Raw genomic sequence first — 12,101 nt, 5'->3', positions numbered from 1 at the left:
TGCGTAACCGGCGTCTCTATGACGCTATCGACCAATGGGCCTTCTGCGCAATCACCCAAAGCAAAGGATGCCGAGCGTTCTACGACGAGCGACGTGCCAAAGGTGATCTCCACCACCAGGCGCTACGTACCCTCGGGAACCGCCTCGTCGGAATACTCCACGGATGCCTCCAACACGGCACCATCTACAACGAAGACACAGCCTGGGCACACCGCCAACCAGCCGTCACCACAAAAGCAGCTTGACAAGATCCGCGCCTGGGGTGTCTAGTCCTGCAGGAGTGGACGACTAATACGTAACAACCGGCGGTAACTCCTTGGCATGGTCTACCCATCGGGCGACCATCATCTCCGTAGGCAGACGACGCACCAGACGCCTCTTGGTGTTTATCGAGACCATCATCCCGAGCAAACTTCCTGCGTTGCGACGCCGTAGCTCCTTGACGGTGTCCACACCCGCTGCTTCCAAGAGGTCCGAGTATTCCTCACCAACACCACGGACGCGCATCAAGTCTGCACGGTTCACCCACTCGAGTATCAGCTTCTCAGAGATGTCAGAGGAGGCGGCAATCGTTCTACGGCCCTTCTTCGTGGCACCTGCCTTGAGCAGCGCCTCGGTTGTGCGGATCCGGGCCTTACGAAGCTTCGTCGCTTGTTTGTACCCGATCCCCTCGACCCCATCGATCGATGCCATCCACGTTCCTTTCCGTCGTCACACACATTTGCTGACAGCCCACACACGAGAGCCGACAACCAACGAATATACTCGCGGTACGCCGTGCGTGCAGAGTCGAACGGGGACTCGCTCCCGGAGGGCTCCCTAGGCCCTGCGCCGGACTGTTAACTGCGACGAGGGGCGCTGAGATCTTCGATGTGAGTGATCGTGAGCGGTCGAGGCGCGTCGAGGTACATCTCGTGAACCCAATCGGGATGCGCTTTGAGAAGCCTCTCGATACCAGCGTCGCCCTCGCGTCCGAGCAGCTGGGGCCAAAGATCTATGCCGATGAGATACGGCATCGCCCACTCATATCGGTACTTGGCAACCACAGCCCAAGACCTCTCGCTATCGGCCGCCGTTAGTAGATTGCCCACCACGTCAGCGTCGAACACAACCTGAGAAACATCCGCAAGGATCACGGTGCTGATACCGACCTCGCGCAACAGGTGATCGAGCCCGGCTCGCAGCGGGGATGCCGACCCCTCTTGCCACTCAGGGTCGATGACCACCGTGCAGTTTCCAAAGTCCAAGGTGTCCATCACCTCCTCCTCGTCTGCGCCGAGGACAACAACGGTGCGATCCACCGGCCAATGGCCGACTCGCTCAAGGGAGGACTGGAGCAACGGTCGGCCCCGAAACACTTGGAGTGCGGCGGCCGTGGCAAAATCTACGCCGCGATCAGCAGCGAGTATGAGAGCGGCGATATCGCCCATGGGGTGTTCCTCGAAAGACGCCGAGGAGACTACTCACAATATGGGGAACACCGAAGCTGCCGATTGCGAATGAGAGCCTGTATCAGGGGAGAGATCGGCCGAGGGCGCATCGTGCTTGAACCATTCGCAGGGGCACTGTCTACAATCCGATTCGCATCGCGGCTACCGCACCGAGGAGGCATTGTGATTGTCGGAGTCCCCACCGAGATAAAGAACGAGGAGTATCGGGTCGCGTGCACTCCAGTTGGCGTTCGCGAACTGACCACCCGCGGTCATGTGGTCCTGGTTCAGTCGGGTGCCGGGGTCGGATCTTCGATAACCGATGCCGACTACATCGCCGCCGGCGCAGAGATGGCAGCCGACGCAACCGAGGTGTTTGCCAGGGCCGAGCTCGTTCTCAAAGTCAAGGAGCCGCAGGCGAGTGAGATCGCGATGCTTCGGCCAGAAGCGACGCTGTTCACGTATCTCCACCTAGCTGCATATCCGGCTGAAGCGAAGGGTCTGGTGGAGTCGGGGGCGACATGCATTGCGTACGAAACGGTCGAGATGGCTGACGGGTCGCTTCCGTTGCTTGCGCCGATGAGCGAGATCGCGGGCCGCATGGCTGCCCAGGCAGGGTCGTACCATCTCGAAAAACCGAGAGGTGGCAGAGGTGTCCTGATGGGTGGCGTTCCCGGAGTAGCACCCGCCGCCGTCACCGTAATCGGGGGAGGCAGCGCAGGCGCCAACGCCGCCGTAGTCGCATCCGGCATGGGCGCTGATGTGACCATCCTCGACATCAACGTTGCGCGTCTCCGTCATATCGACGAACTACACCACGGCCGGATAAAGACGATCCGGTCGTCAATCGCTTCAATCGACGAGCTTGTTGCCCAATCTGACCTTGTCATCGGCGCCGTGCTGGTTGCCGGTGCCAGAGCGCCGATCGTGATTAGCGAAGACAACATCAAGTCAATGAAGCCGGGCAGCGTTGTCGTCGACATCTCTATCGACCAGGGCGGCTGCATGGAGACATCGCACGAGACGTCACATGCCAACCCGACGTACATCGTCCACTCCGTTGTGCACTACGCCGTCGGAAACATTCCCGGCGCCGTACCCAACACGGCGACGTACGCACTCACGAACGTCACCATGCCGTACGCCGTGGCGCTGGCCGAGGGGTTCAGCAGCGCTGCAGCCCGGTTCCCCGAGCTTGTGCCGGGCGTCAACGTCGCGGCTGGAAAAGTCACGAACCAGGCCGTCGCCGCGGCCCTAGAAACCGACTACACAGACCCGGCGAAGGTTTTGAACCTGCCGTAGCGAAACGGGTGGCACCCGCGGGCAACATCCTTCGTTCCCCATGTTTGTTGCCCCAGTTCAGGCCGGCGTTCTTGGAAAGCGAAGCAGCAAAAAGCTGTCCGTCGATCGGTCGAGGCGGTTGGCTTCTACAACGCAAGCGACGGCTGGTACCTCATTGCCTGGTGTCAGTGTCGCAACGCCGGACGAACCTTCCGCCTCGAACGCGATCGTCACCGTTTCCATCAATGTCAGACGGGCATAGAATCTGGGGTGATACGTTGATAGTTGTAGCACGCCGCAGAGGGGCGATGCGCTCCGCAGTGTGCCTGGTCACACCCGCGTTCGGCGAAGGGATTGGAAAGACCGCCGAAGGTAGGAAGGAGTTCAAAGTGGCTCTCGAGTCGTTTATTGCGGGGCTGTTGGGGCAAGACCTGCCTGTCCGCATTAGGGCCTACGACGGCACAGATGTCGGCCCTCGAGATGCAAGAACGACGATCACCCTCCGCTCCAGAGACGCCCTGATCCGTATGGCGACAGCGTCGGGCGAACTCGGATTCGCCAGGGCGTACATCGCTGGTGACATCGAGATCGACGGCAACATCTACGACGTCCTTTCTCTCAAGGATGCACTCCCGGTGGTAAAACTTACCCTGGGCCAGGTGAAGGCACTCGTTCAGACGGTGGGTCTGCGCAACTTACGAAAAATCCCGCCACCACCTGAGGAACATCGACGTCAGGGCCGGTTCCACACACGACGGTCTGACTCCAGCTCGATCCAACACCACTACGACGTCTCCAACGAGTTCTTCCGTCTCATACTTGGATCGTCGCTCACGTACTCGTGCGCAGTATTCGAAAGACCCGACGAGTCGCTGGAGCAGGCGCAGCAGAGAAAATACGAGCTGATCTGTCAGAAGCTCGGGCTTCACCCGGGGATGCGCCTCCTCGATATAGGGTGCGGATGGGGTGGCATGGTCCGCCACGCCGCCGAGCACCACGGTGTTCGATCGGTTGGCGTAACCATATCCGAGAAGCAGGCCGATTTCGCTGAAAAGCAGGTAGCCGACGCCGGCCTCACCGACCTCGTTGAAATACGAACCCAGGACTATCGCGACGTCGACGACGGCCCCTACGATGCGATTAGCTCGATCGGGATGTTTGAGCATGTCGGGATGCGGCGGTTGTCTGAGTACTTCGACACGGTCAGTAGGCTCCTGGCCCCCGGCGGACGGCTCCTCAACCACGCCATCAGCAGACGTCGCACAGAGCACCGGTCGCTGATTCGTCGGACGGGTTTCCTTGATCGGTATGTGTTCCCGGACGGCGAACTGCACGAGGTCGGAAGTGTCATCACTGCTCTTCAGAACGCTGGACTAGAGGTCAGGCACATGGAGAACCTGCGTGAGCACTATGCGCTGACACTCCGTCGGTGGGTTTCCAATCTCGAAGAGAATTGGGAAGCCGCAATTGCCGAAGTCGGTGAAGGTCGGGCGAAGATCTGGCAGCTCTACATGGCCGGCAGCGCACTCATGTTCGAGGCCAACGACATCCACGTCGACCAGGTCCTCGCAATCAAAACACCACGGGACGGCGACAGCCATCTTCCGCTCCGCCCCACCTGGAACTAGCGGCGAGTCATAGAACTGCTGCCCGTACCGCCAAGCAATCGGCGCGACCTATCCAAAAGACCTAACACGTTCACAACAGGGGTTCCTCAGGTTTTTCGGGCCCTTTGGTTGGTCTGTCAAACCACAGCCACGAAGGTGGCGGCGCGGGTTCTGAGTCAGCTACGGAGGCGAGTATTGGTGGTGAACTCCCGTTGAACCCGTGCATCTGACATCGTTGTCGCAATTCCTGGCGAGACGCAACGGTCGACGCGGAACGGCCTGACTCTTAGCCGACCCGTCCGGGTCACCTGCCACAGTGCCACATGTGGAAACAGCAAGGCTGCGCAACGACAGCCGACAAGTAGCGACAACTCACGAGTCAGCGCGTTCTACGGGATCAGTTTGGCCAGCTCGTCCACGTCGACCGCCCGCCCCCTAGTTGGACCCACCCAATTGCCGTCGTCCGTGCGTTGCAACACGCCGGAGGCGTGAACAGGGGTCCAGTATTCGAAGCCCAGCGAGCCCTGATAGCCGTCGATGCTCAAACGTGTCAGGCACAGGACAACGGTGTTGCCTTCCGTAAGATCCTCGTTGGGTGCGGAACCCCAGAGGAAGCGCTCAACGGGGCCATCAACGGAAATCTCGAGCTCGGATCCAGGTTCTGGGCCAATCTCGCCCTCGTCGAAGTAGCGCTGACCTCCGTCTCCGACAACCTTCATGACCCCGAGGGCAGCCGCCTGGTCGGCATCTAAGCTGGTGAAGATCGTCCCACCACCGACGGTTACAACCAGGAATTTCCCGGCTGCAAAAACGGCCACATTCGCCCCAGCTCCAACGGTCCACACGACCTCAACCTCCACATCGGTGAGCACGACTAGGTCGTCCAAGCCGCCCACCTCAATCTCCTTCCCTGAAGGAAACGCGCCGTCTTACGTGTTGAGCCGCGACGGACGGACGTCTTTCACCACGGCCTCGATCGCGATCTGGGACTGCCTCGCTACTTCTTCGTTCGTCATGGGGAGGCTTGAACTCCCACCGACGCCAGCAAGATCGCTCAGGGAGACAGGGTCAAACCCCACGTTCTCCTCGGGGGCCGCCGTAGTGTCGACCGGCGTCGAGCAGGCGCCACCTGTAAGAATTAGCGCAACGACCGCAGCCGCAAATCGGTAGCGTCCGGCTCGGAAATTCATGTGCGCGCCTGACATCAGCATCCTCCCCACCATCCGTGTGCGTGGCCGTATATCTGGCAGCGGCCCGCTCGATCAGGACCCGAGAGGCTCACCGCACCCTGGAAGGCAGATTTCGACATCGGGACCCAAGAAATGTCGGAGTGGCCGAGGCGGAGGTAGTGGCCGAACTCCTGCGCCGAGACGTCATCGACGAGGCTGGTTGACCTCATGGTCTTGAATTTGATAGTCGCCGAGCCTTCGATGGTGTGGTGCCGCATAGCGGTCACCGCCAGGTTGGTGCAGCCAAGTGCGCCAGCCATCAGCGTTGCCGAGAAGAGGCGACCGATACTCCGCATCCGTGGTGGGAGAGACCATTCCGACGAATCCAATATTCGCTGCAACTGCCCTCCTTGGTGCAGCCTTCACCCTACCTGTGTCCGACGACCCGGCCTGGTGGGAATTTCTGCGACATCACGCGCGCGCGTTTCGTAGCCGGCGCCGGTAGGAATCGCCGCCGGACCCGTGCAGACGCCGCACCTAGATGGCCTCAGATGTACCCACGTCGCTCTACGCGGGGTGTTGCGTTCCCTTGAAGACTTTTCGGGCGCTGAAACGTGCGGCCCACATGACGAGGGCGGTCGCCGCAAACAACGCGAACATACCGATGTGGAACGCCGTCGATCCCCACTTGTCGCCTGTGGTGAGGGACCACAGCAACGCGACAGCTGCAAATGTCATTTGTAAAGCCCCGGTCGTCACAAGGGTGGCGCGGCCCTCGGGGCGGGCAATCACGAGGGACGACCCGACGGCCCATGCAACCAAAATCGCTCCAACCCAACGGATGCCGCCGAGGCCATCGGCGACACCGGCTTCGAACCCGATCAAGTCGAGAAACGAAGCTGGAAACACGAGCAACGGCAGCCCTACCAGGGCATTGGCGACAATGTAGGCAAGCATCGCGGTGCGTAGCGACTGCGCCGGATCCTTTGGAGGGCGAGGCGGCGGTGCTGCCTCTCCGGCTGGCTCCTGAGAATCATCCTGCATGTCGTACTCCGTCCGTCTGCCCCAGCATCTCTCGAGGTAGCTTACGGAAACGGCGTCTCCACTGCATCGTGTGCCGTGGCCTTCGTCGACGCTCCGAGGCGTTGATCGTTAATCCAATCCTCGAAATCCTTGCGTGATACTCGCCATTCACGACCGAACTTGACCGCGGGCAAGTCACCCGAACGGAGCTGACTCGTCACGACAAACGTGGAGACGCCCATGTACTCGCAAATGTCGGCGACCGACAGCCACTCCTTGTTGAACTCAACAGTTATTCGCTCCATATAGGAACAATATGCGTTTGTCGGCGATCGGGCAAGGGGTCTGTGTTGAACTGGGGATTGAGCGGCAACATTCGCAACACGAGATGGCTGTGTCGTTGTGTGCCTAGCACCCGGCTTTCCAGGCGATTCCCACCGTGGAAGAAAGCCATAAACTGGTTGGTCGGTATTGCTCAGCTCGTCGAAAACATGACGACAGGCCGCGACACCATGGCACTAGAGTACGAAGCACCCTCCGGCGCCTGACGCAAGAGGGACGAAAGCGGTGGCGACGCTCGGTGCAGCACGTCGCATCCGGGGAGCGGATAGTTGGAGGACCTTTTGTGAGCATGGACTCACATATGATCGAGGGGCACGTCTTCTCGCGCCGACGTCGCGGATACGACCCAGACGAAGTCGATGCGATCGTCGCCCGCCTCACCGCGGCACTTGCATTCAAGGAACGGGCGCTCCTAGCGGCAGAGGGCGATATAGACACTCTGGCGCAAGAGATCCAAACGTTTGACACAACCGTCATCGCTGACGCCGAGCGCGACGCCCGCCAGATCGTCCTTGCCGCTGAAGAGCAGGCCGAGGCGGTCCTCAATGACGCCCGCAGGAAGGCTGATACCTACGAGAGATCAGCGAACGCCTTGTTTGCCGAAGCCGAACACGAGACCCGGGATCTAACCGCCGAGATCGACGATGCTATCGAAGCAACCGTGTCGGAACAGGCGGACATCCTCGAAGCCGCACACGGCGAAGCAGAGCAGGTCCTCCAGGACCGCGAGTCAGAGGCAGAGGCGAACGCACGAGCGATCGTCCAGGACGCGATTGCTGAGTCTGACGAGTTGCTCGACGACGCAGAACTCGAAGCAGCGGCACGAGTCGAGGCGTCGCGTATGCAATCCGAGGGGGTGCTGCGTCAGGCCCGGGCAGAAGCCGAAGAATTGATTGTTGGTGTGCAGGAGGACATCGCTCGGGAGCGATCACAAGCAGCGGCAGCGAACGCCAGCATGGCGGCAGCGGCCGAGGCGCTTGCCACGGACACCAGAGTCGCTGCCCCGGAAACCGATGACGAAAAGTCCACACGATCCAAGCCGGCTGTTTCGACGAAGTCGGTGATCGTGTTGAAGCCCGACGGCATCACCATTGATCTTCGCGGTAAGTCATTTGCGGATCCCATTTCGGAAATCGCATCACATCGGCACTACGCTTTTGCAATCCCCGACGGCAGTGGGGCGCCACCGGCCTCCCGGGCGCTCCTCAACAGCAACATTGCCACGTCAAACACCAGGCGACTGCCCAACGGGTCAGACCCGGGGAGCATCACGCTCTACCAGCGTCGCGGTCTCGGTATCCGCCGTCGATTGCAAAGGCTCAACGAATCGTGAGCTCTCAATCGGCGACTCCTACGTGGTACCTCGACGTATAACAGTCGTACCGATCGGCCCACCGAGTGCTTTGCCCTTGGCATACAACCGAATCGCTTGAGCTGTGCCCGTGCACGGTGGCGGCGGTTTCCAAAACACCTATTCAGGCAGCCGGGTTGCAATAGCGGCCGCGAATCTTTCGGCGGAGCCTTCGCACACTGTCAAGAAAAGGCTCGGCTCGATCAATTCGAGTTCGATGAGAAGCGGTCCTTCGTCACCCTCGATGAGATCGACACGGACGTACAGAGGTAGTTGGTCAATGAACGCAATGGCCTCTTCAGCAGCCGTAAGTTGGGCTGACCGAGGTTGGGTGGGGGCGAGGGTTCCACCCAGGTGTGTCTGTGTCCGAAAGTCGCCCGGTTTGGGATTCTTGCGGACCGCATGCGAGTAGACACCGTCAAAGTACACCAGGGATGTTTCGCCGTCGGTTTCTACGGACGGTTGGAAGGGTTGGACGATCATCGGTTCGGAAAGTGCCGCGAGATGGTCGCCGACACCGACCACATCGGTTGCCCGGAATTTTGCGGTCCCCCGAGCGCTCGCCGACACGACGGGCTTGATGACGACGTCGTCGGCTCCCCACACGTCTGCTGCCTCCCCAACACCGATAACTGTGCCGGCCGCGGCGGTGGGGATCACGGCCAGACCGGCTTCTGACATCTGGATCAGGTACCGCTTGTTGGCGTTCCAGCGGATCATCTCGGGCGGGTTCCACATTGTCGTCGCCTGTGAAGCCAGGTCGATCCACTGGAGAAATTCGCTTGCGCGATGGTGGTAGTCCCACGTCGTCGAAATCACAACCGCGGTAAAGGAGGACCAATCGACACGCGTGTCCCACGCAATTCGGACACTCGCCACGTCGATATCGCCGAGCGCTGCAATGAGAAGCATATCTTCCTTGTCGGCGCGCACCCAGTCGACATCCGAGGTAACAATCGCAATCGTCATGGCGGCGGAGCTTAGTGCGGACGCCATCCGAACCATCACAACTATTGTTCCGGCATGGAGACCCGATGACGAGCAACACCGGCGACCGTATCGGTCTGACGGGCCCGGTGCTCACGTGCACAGCGATTCGCAAAACTTTTGGCAGCCTCGTCGCAGTGAACGATGTCTCTTTCCACATCGATCCTGGTGAGACGTACGGGTTGCTGGGTCCCAACGGTGCGGGCAAGACGACCGTGCTCAGCCTGGTGGTCGGGGTGCTCGAGGCCGACGGCGGCGAGGTAGTTGTTGCCGGCGAGATCATGAACCCGAAGGCGACGAGGGCGAAGACAGCAGTCGGCTACGTCCCACAGGACGTCGCCATCTACCCCGACCTGTCAGCGCGGGAGAACTTGATGTTCTTCGGAAGGCTTGTCGGGCTGTCAGGCAGAACGTTGAAAAATCGCGCCGCCCAGGTGCTCGAAATCGTCGCCCTCTCCGACCGAGCAAAAGAGCGAACATCCAGGTTCTCGGGTGGCATGAGACGGCGGCTCAACATCGGCATCGGCCTCATGCATAAGCCGAGGTTGCTCGTTCTCGACGAGCCAACGGTCGGTGTCGACCCGCAGTCTCGAAACGCCATTCTCGAGTCGGTCGACGCAATGGCCACCGAAGGCATGGCGATCCTCTACACGACGCACTATATGGAGGAAGCGGAACGCCTCTGTGACCGCATTGGCATCATCGACGACGGGAAGATCGTTGCAGAAGGTACGCGGCGCGAGCTCGTCCAAGAACAGGGCGGACTCGACAGTGTCCACATTGGGATCACTGGACACGGCCTACCTGCCGCCAACGCAGCCATGGAACTCGAAAGCGTGTACCAGGCGAGTGTGGGCGACAAATCCATCGAACTGATAGTTACGGACGCCCGTGCGTCGCTTGCCGGGATCATAAAAGTCGTGGTCGAGACAGGCGCAAACATCACCGGCGTCGAGATCGACGAACCAAACCTTGAGTCGGTGTTCCTCCACCTCACCGGCAAAGCACTGCGGGACTAACCATGATCGCTGTCCTCTTCGCTATCAAAGACACCCGTCAGCGGATTCGAGACAAATCAGCGATAACACTCGGTTTTCTTGCGCCCCTAGGTCTGGCGGTCATCTTCTCGCTCATCATCCCGGATGTGTCTGCCGGTGAGTTCACGATGGAACTCGGCGTCGTAGGCGTGGAGCAGTCCGAGATGGGTGCGTTGTTCCAAAGCCAAGTTGTAGATGAACTCGACGACGCATTGTTCGCCGTGACCTACTTTGACACGGCGAGCGAGGCCCGCGCCGCGGTCGAACGGCTCGACGTGTTTGCGGTGATCGAGTTTCCCGATGGCATCGACGCCGCGGTCGCGCAAGGTGGTGGCCAGATCAAGGTCATCACGACAAACGAAGCACCCATCAGCGGGGAAATCGCCACTTCCATTGCCCGCCAGTTCGGGGGCGACGTTTCGGGTGTCCAATTGGCTGTCGCAGCGGGGCTGTTCAACGGCGGGACCGACCCAGAGGCATTGGCAGCCCTGACCGTCGACACCCCGATTCGGCTGGCAGTGGTCGATTCGCAAGCGGCAGACAGGCAGCTCGACATCTCCACATTCTTTGCGGCGGGGATGTCAGTGTTCTTCTTGTTTTTCACGGTTCAATTCGCGGTTTCGGGACTGGTGCAAGAACGTACCGATGGCACCTTGCCGCGGCTGCTTTCGTCACCGATCCATCCCGGGTCGATCATCGCAGGCAAGGGACTTGCCGCTCTCGCGCTCGGGGTGGTTTCGATGTTCGTCTTGATCACGGCAACGTCATGGCAGATCGGCGCAAACTGGGGCAACCCGATCGGGGTTGGCATGCTCGTTTTCGGCGGGGTCTTGTCTGCGATCGGGATCATGGCCATGATCGCCACGGTGGCTAGGACAGCCGAGCAGGCGTCCACGATGCAATCTGTTGTCGCCGTAGTTCTCGGTCTGCTCGGAGGGTCGCTGTTCCCAGTCAGTCAAGGGCCGGTGATTCTCTCGAAGATCTCCTTGGCCACACCACACGCATGGTTCCTGCGAGGGCTCGCCGACCTCGCCGGAGGCGACGGCCCGAGCGCGGCCGTGCCCGCATTCTTGGCTTTGCTTGCGTTCGCATTTATCACCGGTGGCCTTGCCAGCATCCGGATACGGAAGATGGTGCGCCTGTGAAAGTTGTTGTGATTGCTTCCATTACCCTGCGTCGCATGGTCCGCGACCCGTTGGTTTTGTTCTTCATATTCCTGTTCCCCATGCTTTTGGTGGTGGTCGTCGGCGCAACATTCGGGGACGGGTTCTCGCCGAGGATCGGAATCGTTGAGGGGGTTGGCCCGACCGCCGAGGCGGTGTCCGACCGACTCCAAAATCTGAATGGGTTCATCCCACGTTTGGTCGCAACCCCTGATGAAGTGCTCGAAGGGGTGTCTCGCGGAAGGTTCGAGGCTGCAGTTGTCATCCCCGACGATGGTCCGGGAAGCCTCAAGGTCGAGATCCTCGTTCGACAGGGTTCAAACGCCACTCAGATTCGCAACGTCATCCAAGGTGCCGTGGCCGAAGAGGCCGCCGCCCTCAGGGCAGCGGATGTGCTCCTCGGTTCGGGGTTGGCTGACTCGCCGCGCGAAGCTCAGCAGGTCGTCGACCGAGTGTCGGCAATCGTTGGTGGTTTTTCAGTACAGGTCGACAGTGTCGATAACATTTCCAATGAGCGCCCGCTTGGCACATTCGACCTCGGAGCTGCGCAGAACCTGCTGCTCTTCACTTTCCTCACGTCGCTGTCGGGCGGGGCGGCGCTCGTGCAATCACGGCAGTGGGGGGTATCACGTCGAATGCTGGCAACACCGACGAGCGCTTCGACGGTGGTCGCCGGTGAAGCCCTCGGTCGGTTCGCAGTCGCGCTGCTGC

The 12,101-nt window shown here is 60.5% G+C and carries 15 protein-coding genes; 7 read left to right on the top strand and 8 right to left on the bottom strand.

The window, feature by feature from the left end; translation table 11 throughout:
• Positions 1-245 (top strand): IS110 family transposase (locus IIC71_14375; protein ID MCH7670369.1); only part of this gene is annotated, 245 nt, incomplete at its 5' end.
• A gap of 43 nt (positions 246-288) precedes the next feature.
• Here IIC71_14375 and IIC71_14370 read toward each other — a convergent pair.
• Both IIC71_14370 and IIC71_14365 read right to left on the bottom strand, forming a co-directional pair.
• Entirely contained in the window at positions 289-693 is a 405-nt protein-coding gene (locus IIC71_14370; protein ID MCH7670368.1) for a DUF4332 domain-containing protein, read from the bottom strand.
• Positions 694-839: 146 nt separating this feature from the next.
• Complete coding sequence (locus tag IIC71_14365; protein ID MCH7670367.1) at positions 840-1,430, bottom strand: NTP transferase domain-containing protein; 591 nt, start codon at positions 1,428-1,430, stop codon at positions 840-842.
• Between the two features lie 183 nt (positions 1,431-1,613).
• Here IIC71_14365 and ald point away from each other — a divergent pair, with 183 nt between their 5' ends.
• Together ald and IIC71_14355 are read left to right on the top strand one after the other, a co-directional pair.
• Positions 1,614-2,732, top strand: a complete 1,119-nt coding sequence (gene ald, locus IIC71_14360; protein MCH7670366.1) for an alanine dehydrogenase — start codon at positions 1,614-1,616, stop codon at positions 2,730-2,732.
• A 287-nt stretch (positions 2,733-3,019) separates the two neighbouring features.
• Positions 3,020-4,339 (top strand): class I SAM-dependent methyltransferase, encoded by a 1,320-nt coding sequence (locus tag IIC71_14355; protein ID MCH7670365.1) that lies wholly within the window; start codon positions 3,020-3,022, stop codon positions 4,337-4,339.
• A 368-nt stretch (positions 4,340-4,707) separates the two neighbouring features.
• On the opposite strand, the gene IIC71_14350 is transcribed toward IIC71_14355, so the two are convergent.
• The 5 genes from IIC71_14350 to IIC71_14330 all read right to left on the bottom strand — a co-directional run bounded on the left by IIC71_14350 (position 4,708) and on the right by IIC71_14330 (position 6,815).
• Positions 4,708-5,214, bottom strand: coding sequence for a hypothetical protein (locus tag IIC71_14350; GenBank protein ID MCH7670364.1), 507 nt, complete (start codon positions 5,212-5,214; stop codon positions 4,708-4,710).
• A gap of 33 nt (positions 5,215-5,247) precedes the next feature.
• Positions 5,248-5,508, bottom strand: coding sequence for a hypothetical protein (locus IIC71_14345; GenBank protein MCH7670363.1), 261 nt, complete (start codon positions 5,506-5,508; stop codon positions 5,248-5,250).
• Positions 5,509-5,522: 14 nt separating this feature from the next.
• Complete coding sequence (locus IIC71_14340) at positions 5,523-5,888, bottom strand: hypothetical protein (GenBank protein ID MCH7670362.1); 366 nt, start codon at positions 5,886-5,888, stop codon at positions 5,523-5,525.
• A gap of 166 nt (positions 5,889-6,054) precedes the next feature.
• Entirely contained in the window at positions 6,055-6,531 is a 477-nt protein-coding gene (locus tag IIC71_14335; GenBank protein MCH7670361.1) for a hypothetical protein, read from the bottom strand.
• 41 nt (positions 6,532-6,572) lie between these two features.
• Positions 6,573-6,815 (bottom strand): helix-turn-helix domain-containing protein, encoded by a 243-nt coding sequence (locus tag IIC71_14330; GenBank protein MCH7670360.1) that lies wholly within the window; start codon positions 6,813-6,815, stop codon positions 6,573-6,575.
• 326 nt (positions 6,816-7,141) lie between these two features.
• Between IIC71_14330 and IIC71_14325 the strand changes: the two genes are divergently transcribed.
• Complete coding sequence (locus IIC71_14325; protein ID MCH7670359.1) at positions 7,142-8,185, top strand: DivIVA domain-containing protein; 1,044 nt, start codon at positions 7,142-7,144, stop codon at positions 8,183-8,185.
• 138 nt (positions 8,186-8,323) lie between these two features.
• Here the strand turns inward: IIC71_14325 and IIC71_14320 are convergent, their stop codons facing one another.
• Positions 8,324-9,172 (bottom strand): hypothetical protein, encoded by an 849-nt coding sequence (locus IIC71_14320; GenBank protein ID MCH7670358.1) that lies wholly within the window; start codon positions 9,170-9,172, stop codon positions 8,324-8,326.
• Positions 9,173-9,237: 65 nt separating this feature from the next.
• Here IIC71_14320 and IIC71_14315 point away from each other — a divergent pair, with 65 nt between their 5' ends.
• From IIC71_14315 to IIC71_14305, 3 genes are all read left to right on the top strand, one after another.
• Positions 9,238-10,209 carry an ABC transporter ATP-binding protein gene (locus tag IIC71_14315; protein MCH7670357.1) on the top strand — a complete coding sequence of 324 codons (972 nt, stop codon included), beginning with the start codon at positions 9,238-9,240 and terminating at the stop codon, positions 10,207-10,209.
• A gap of 2 nt (positions 10,210-10,211) precedes the next feature.
• Positions 10,212-11,372 (top strand): ABC transporter permease, encoded by a 1,161-nt coding sequence (locus IIC71_14310; protein MCH7670356.1) that lies wholly within the window; start codon positions 10,212-10,214, stop codon positions 11,370-11,372.
• Positions 11,369-12,101 (top strand): ABC transporter permease (locus tag IIC71_14305; GenBank protein ID MCH7670355.1); only part of this gene is annotated, 733 nt, incomplete at its 3' end. The genes IIC71_14310 and IIC71_14305, both read left to right, overlap by 4 nt.

The organism is Acidobacteriota bacterium (genome assembly GCA_022562055.1).
Classification (GTDB): Bacteria; Actinomycetota; Acidimicrobiia; order Spongiisociales; family UBA5794; genus BMS3BBIN02.
This window is presented reverse-complemented; position numbering and strand designations above follow the sequence as displayed.

What these genes read in the sequence shown, in the direction of transcription:
- IIC71_14370 (MCH7670368.1), bottom strand. Translation starts at nt 693, where the DNA reads ATGGCATCGATCGATGGGGTCGAGGGGATCGGGTACAAACAAGCGACG.
- IIC71_14365 (MCH7670367.1), bottom strand. Translation starts at nt 1,430, where the DNA reads ATGGGCGATATCGCCGCTCTCATACTCGCTGCTGATCGCGGCGTAGAT.
- IIC71_14355 (MCH7670365.1), top strand. Translation starts at nt 3,020, where the DNA reads ATGCGCTCCGCAGTGTGCCTGGTCACACCCGCGTTCGGCGAAGGGATT.
- IIC71_14345 (MCH7670363.1), bottom strand. Translation starts at nt 5,508, where the DNA reads ATGAATTTCCGAGCCGGACGCTACCGATTTGCGGCTGCGGTCGTTGCG.
- IIC71_14335 (MCH7670361.1), bottom strand. Translation starts at nt 6,531, where the DNA reads ATGCAGGATGATTCTCAGGAGCCAGCCGGAGAGGCAGCACCGCCGCCT.
- IIC71_14330 (MCH7670360.1), bottom strand. Translation starts at nt 6,815, where the DNA reads ATGGAGCGAATAACTGTTGAGTTCAACAAGGAGTGGCTGTCGGTCGCC.
- IIC71_14325 (MCH7670359.1), top strand. Translation starts at nt 7,142, where the DNA reads ATGGACTCACATATGATCGAGGGGCACGTCTTCTCGCGCCGACGTCGC.
- IIC71_14320 (MCH7670358.1), bottom strand. Translation starts at nt 9,172, where the DNA reads ATGACGATTGCGATTGTTACCTCGGATGTCGACTGGGTGCGCGCCGAC.
- IIC71_14315 (MCH7670357.1), top strand. Translation starts at nt 9,238, where the DNA reads ATGACGAGCAACACCGGCGACCGTATCGGTCTGACGGGCCCGGTGCTC.
- IIC71_14310 (MCH7670356.1), top strand. Translation starts at nt 10,212, where the DNA reads ATGATCGCTGTCCTCTTCGCTATCAAAGACACCCGTCAGCGGATTCGA.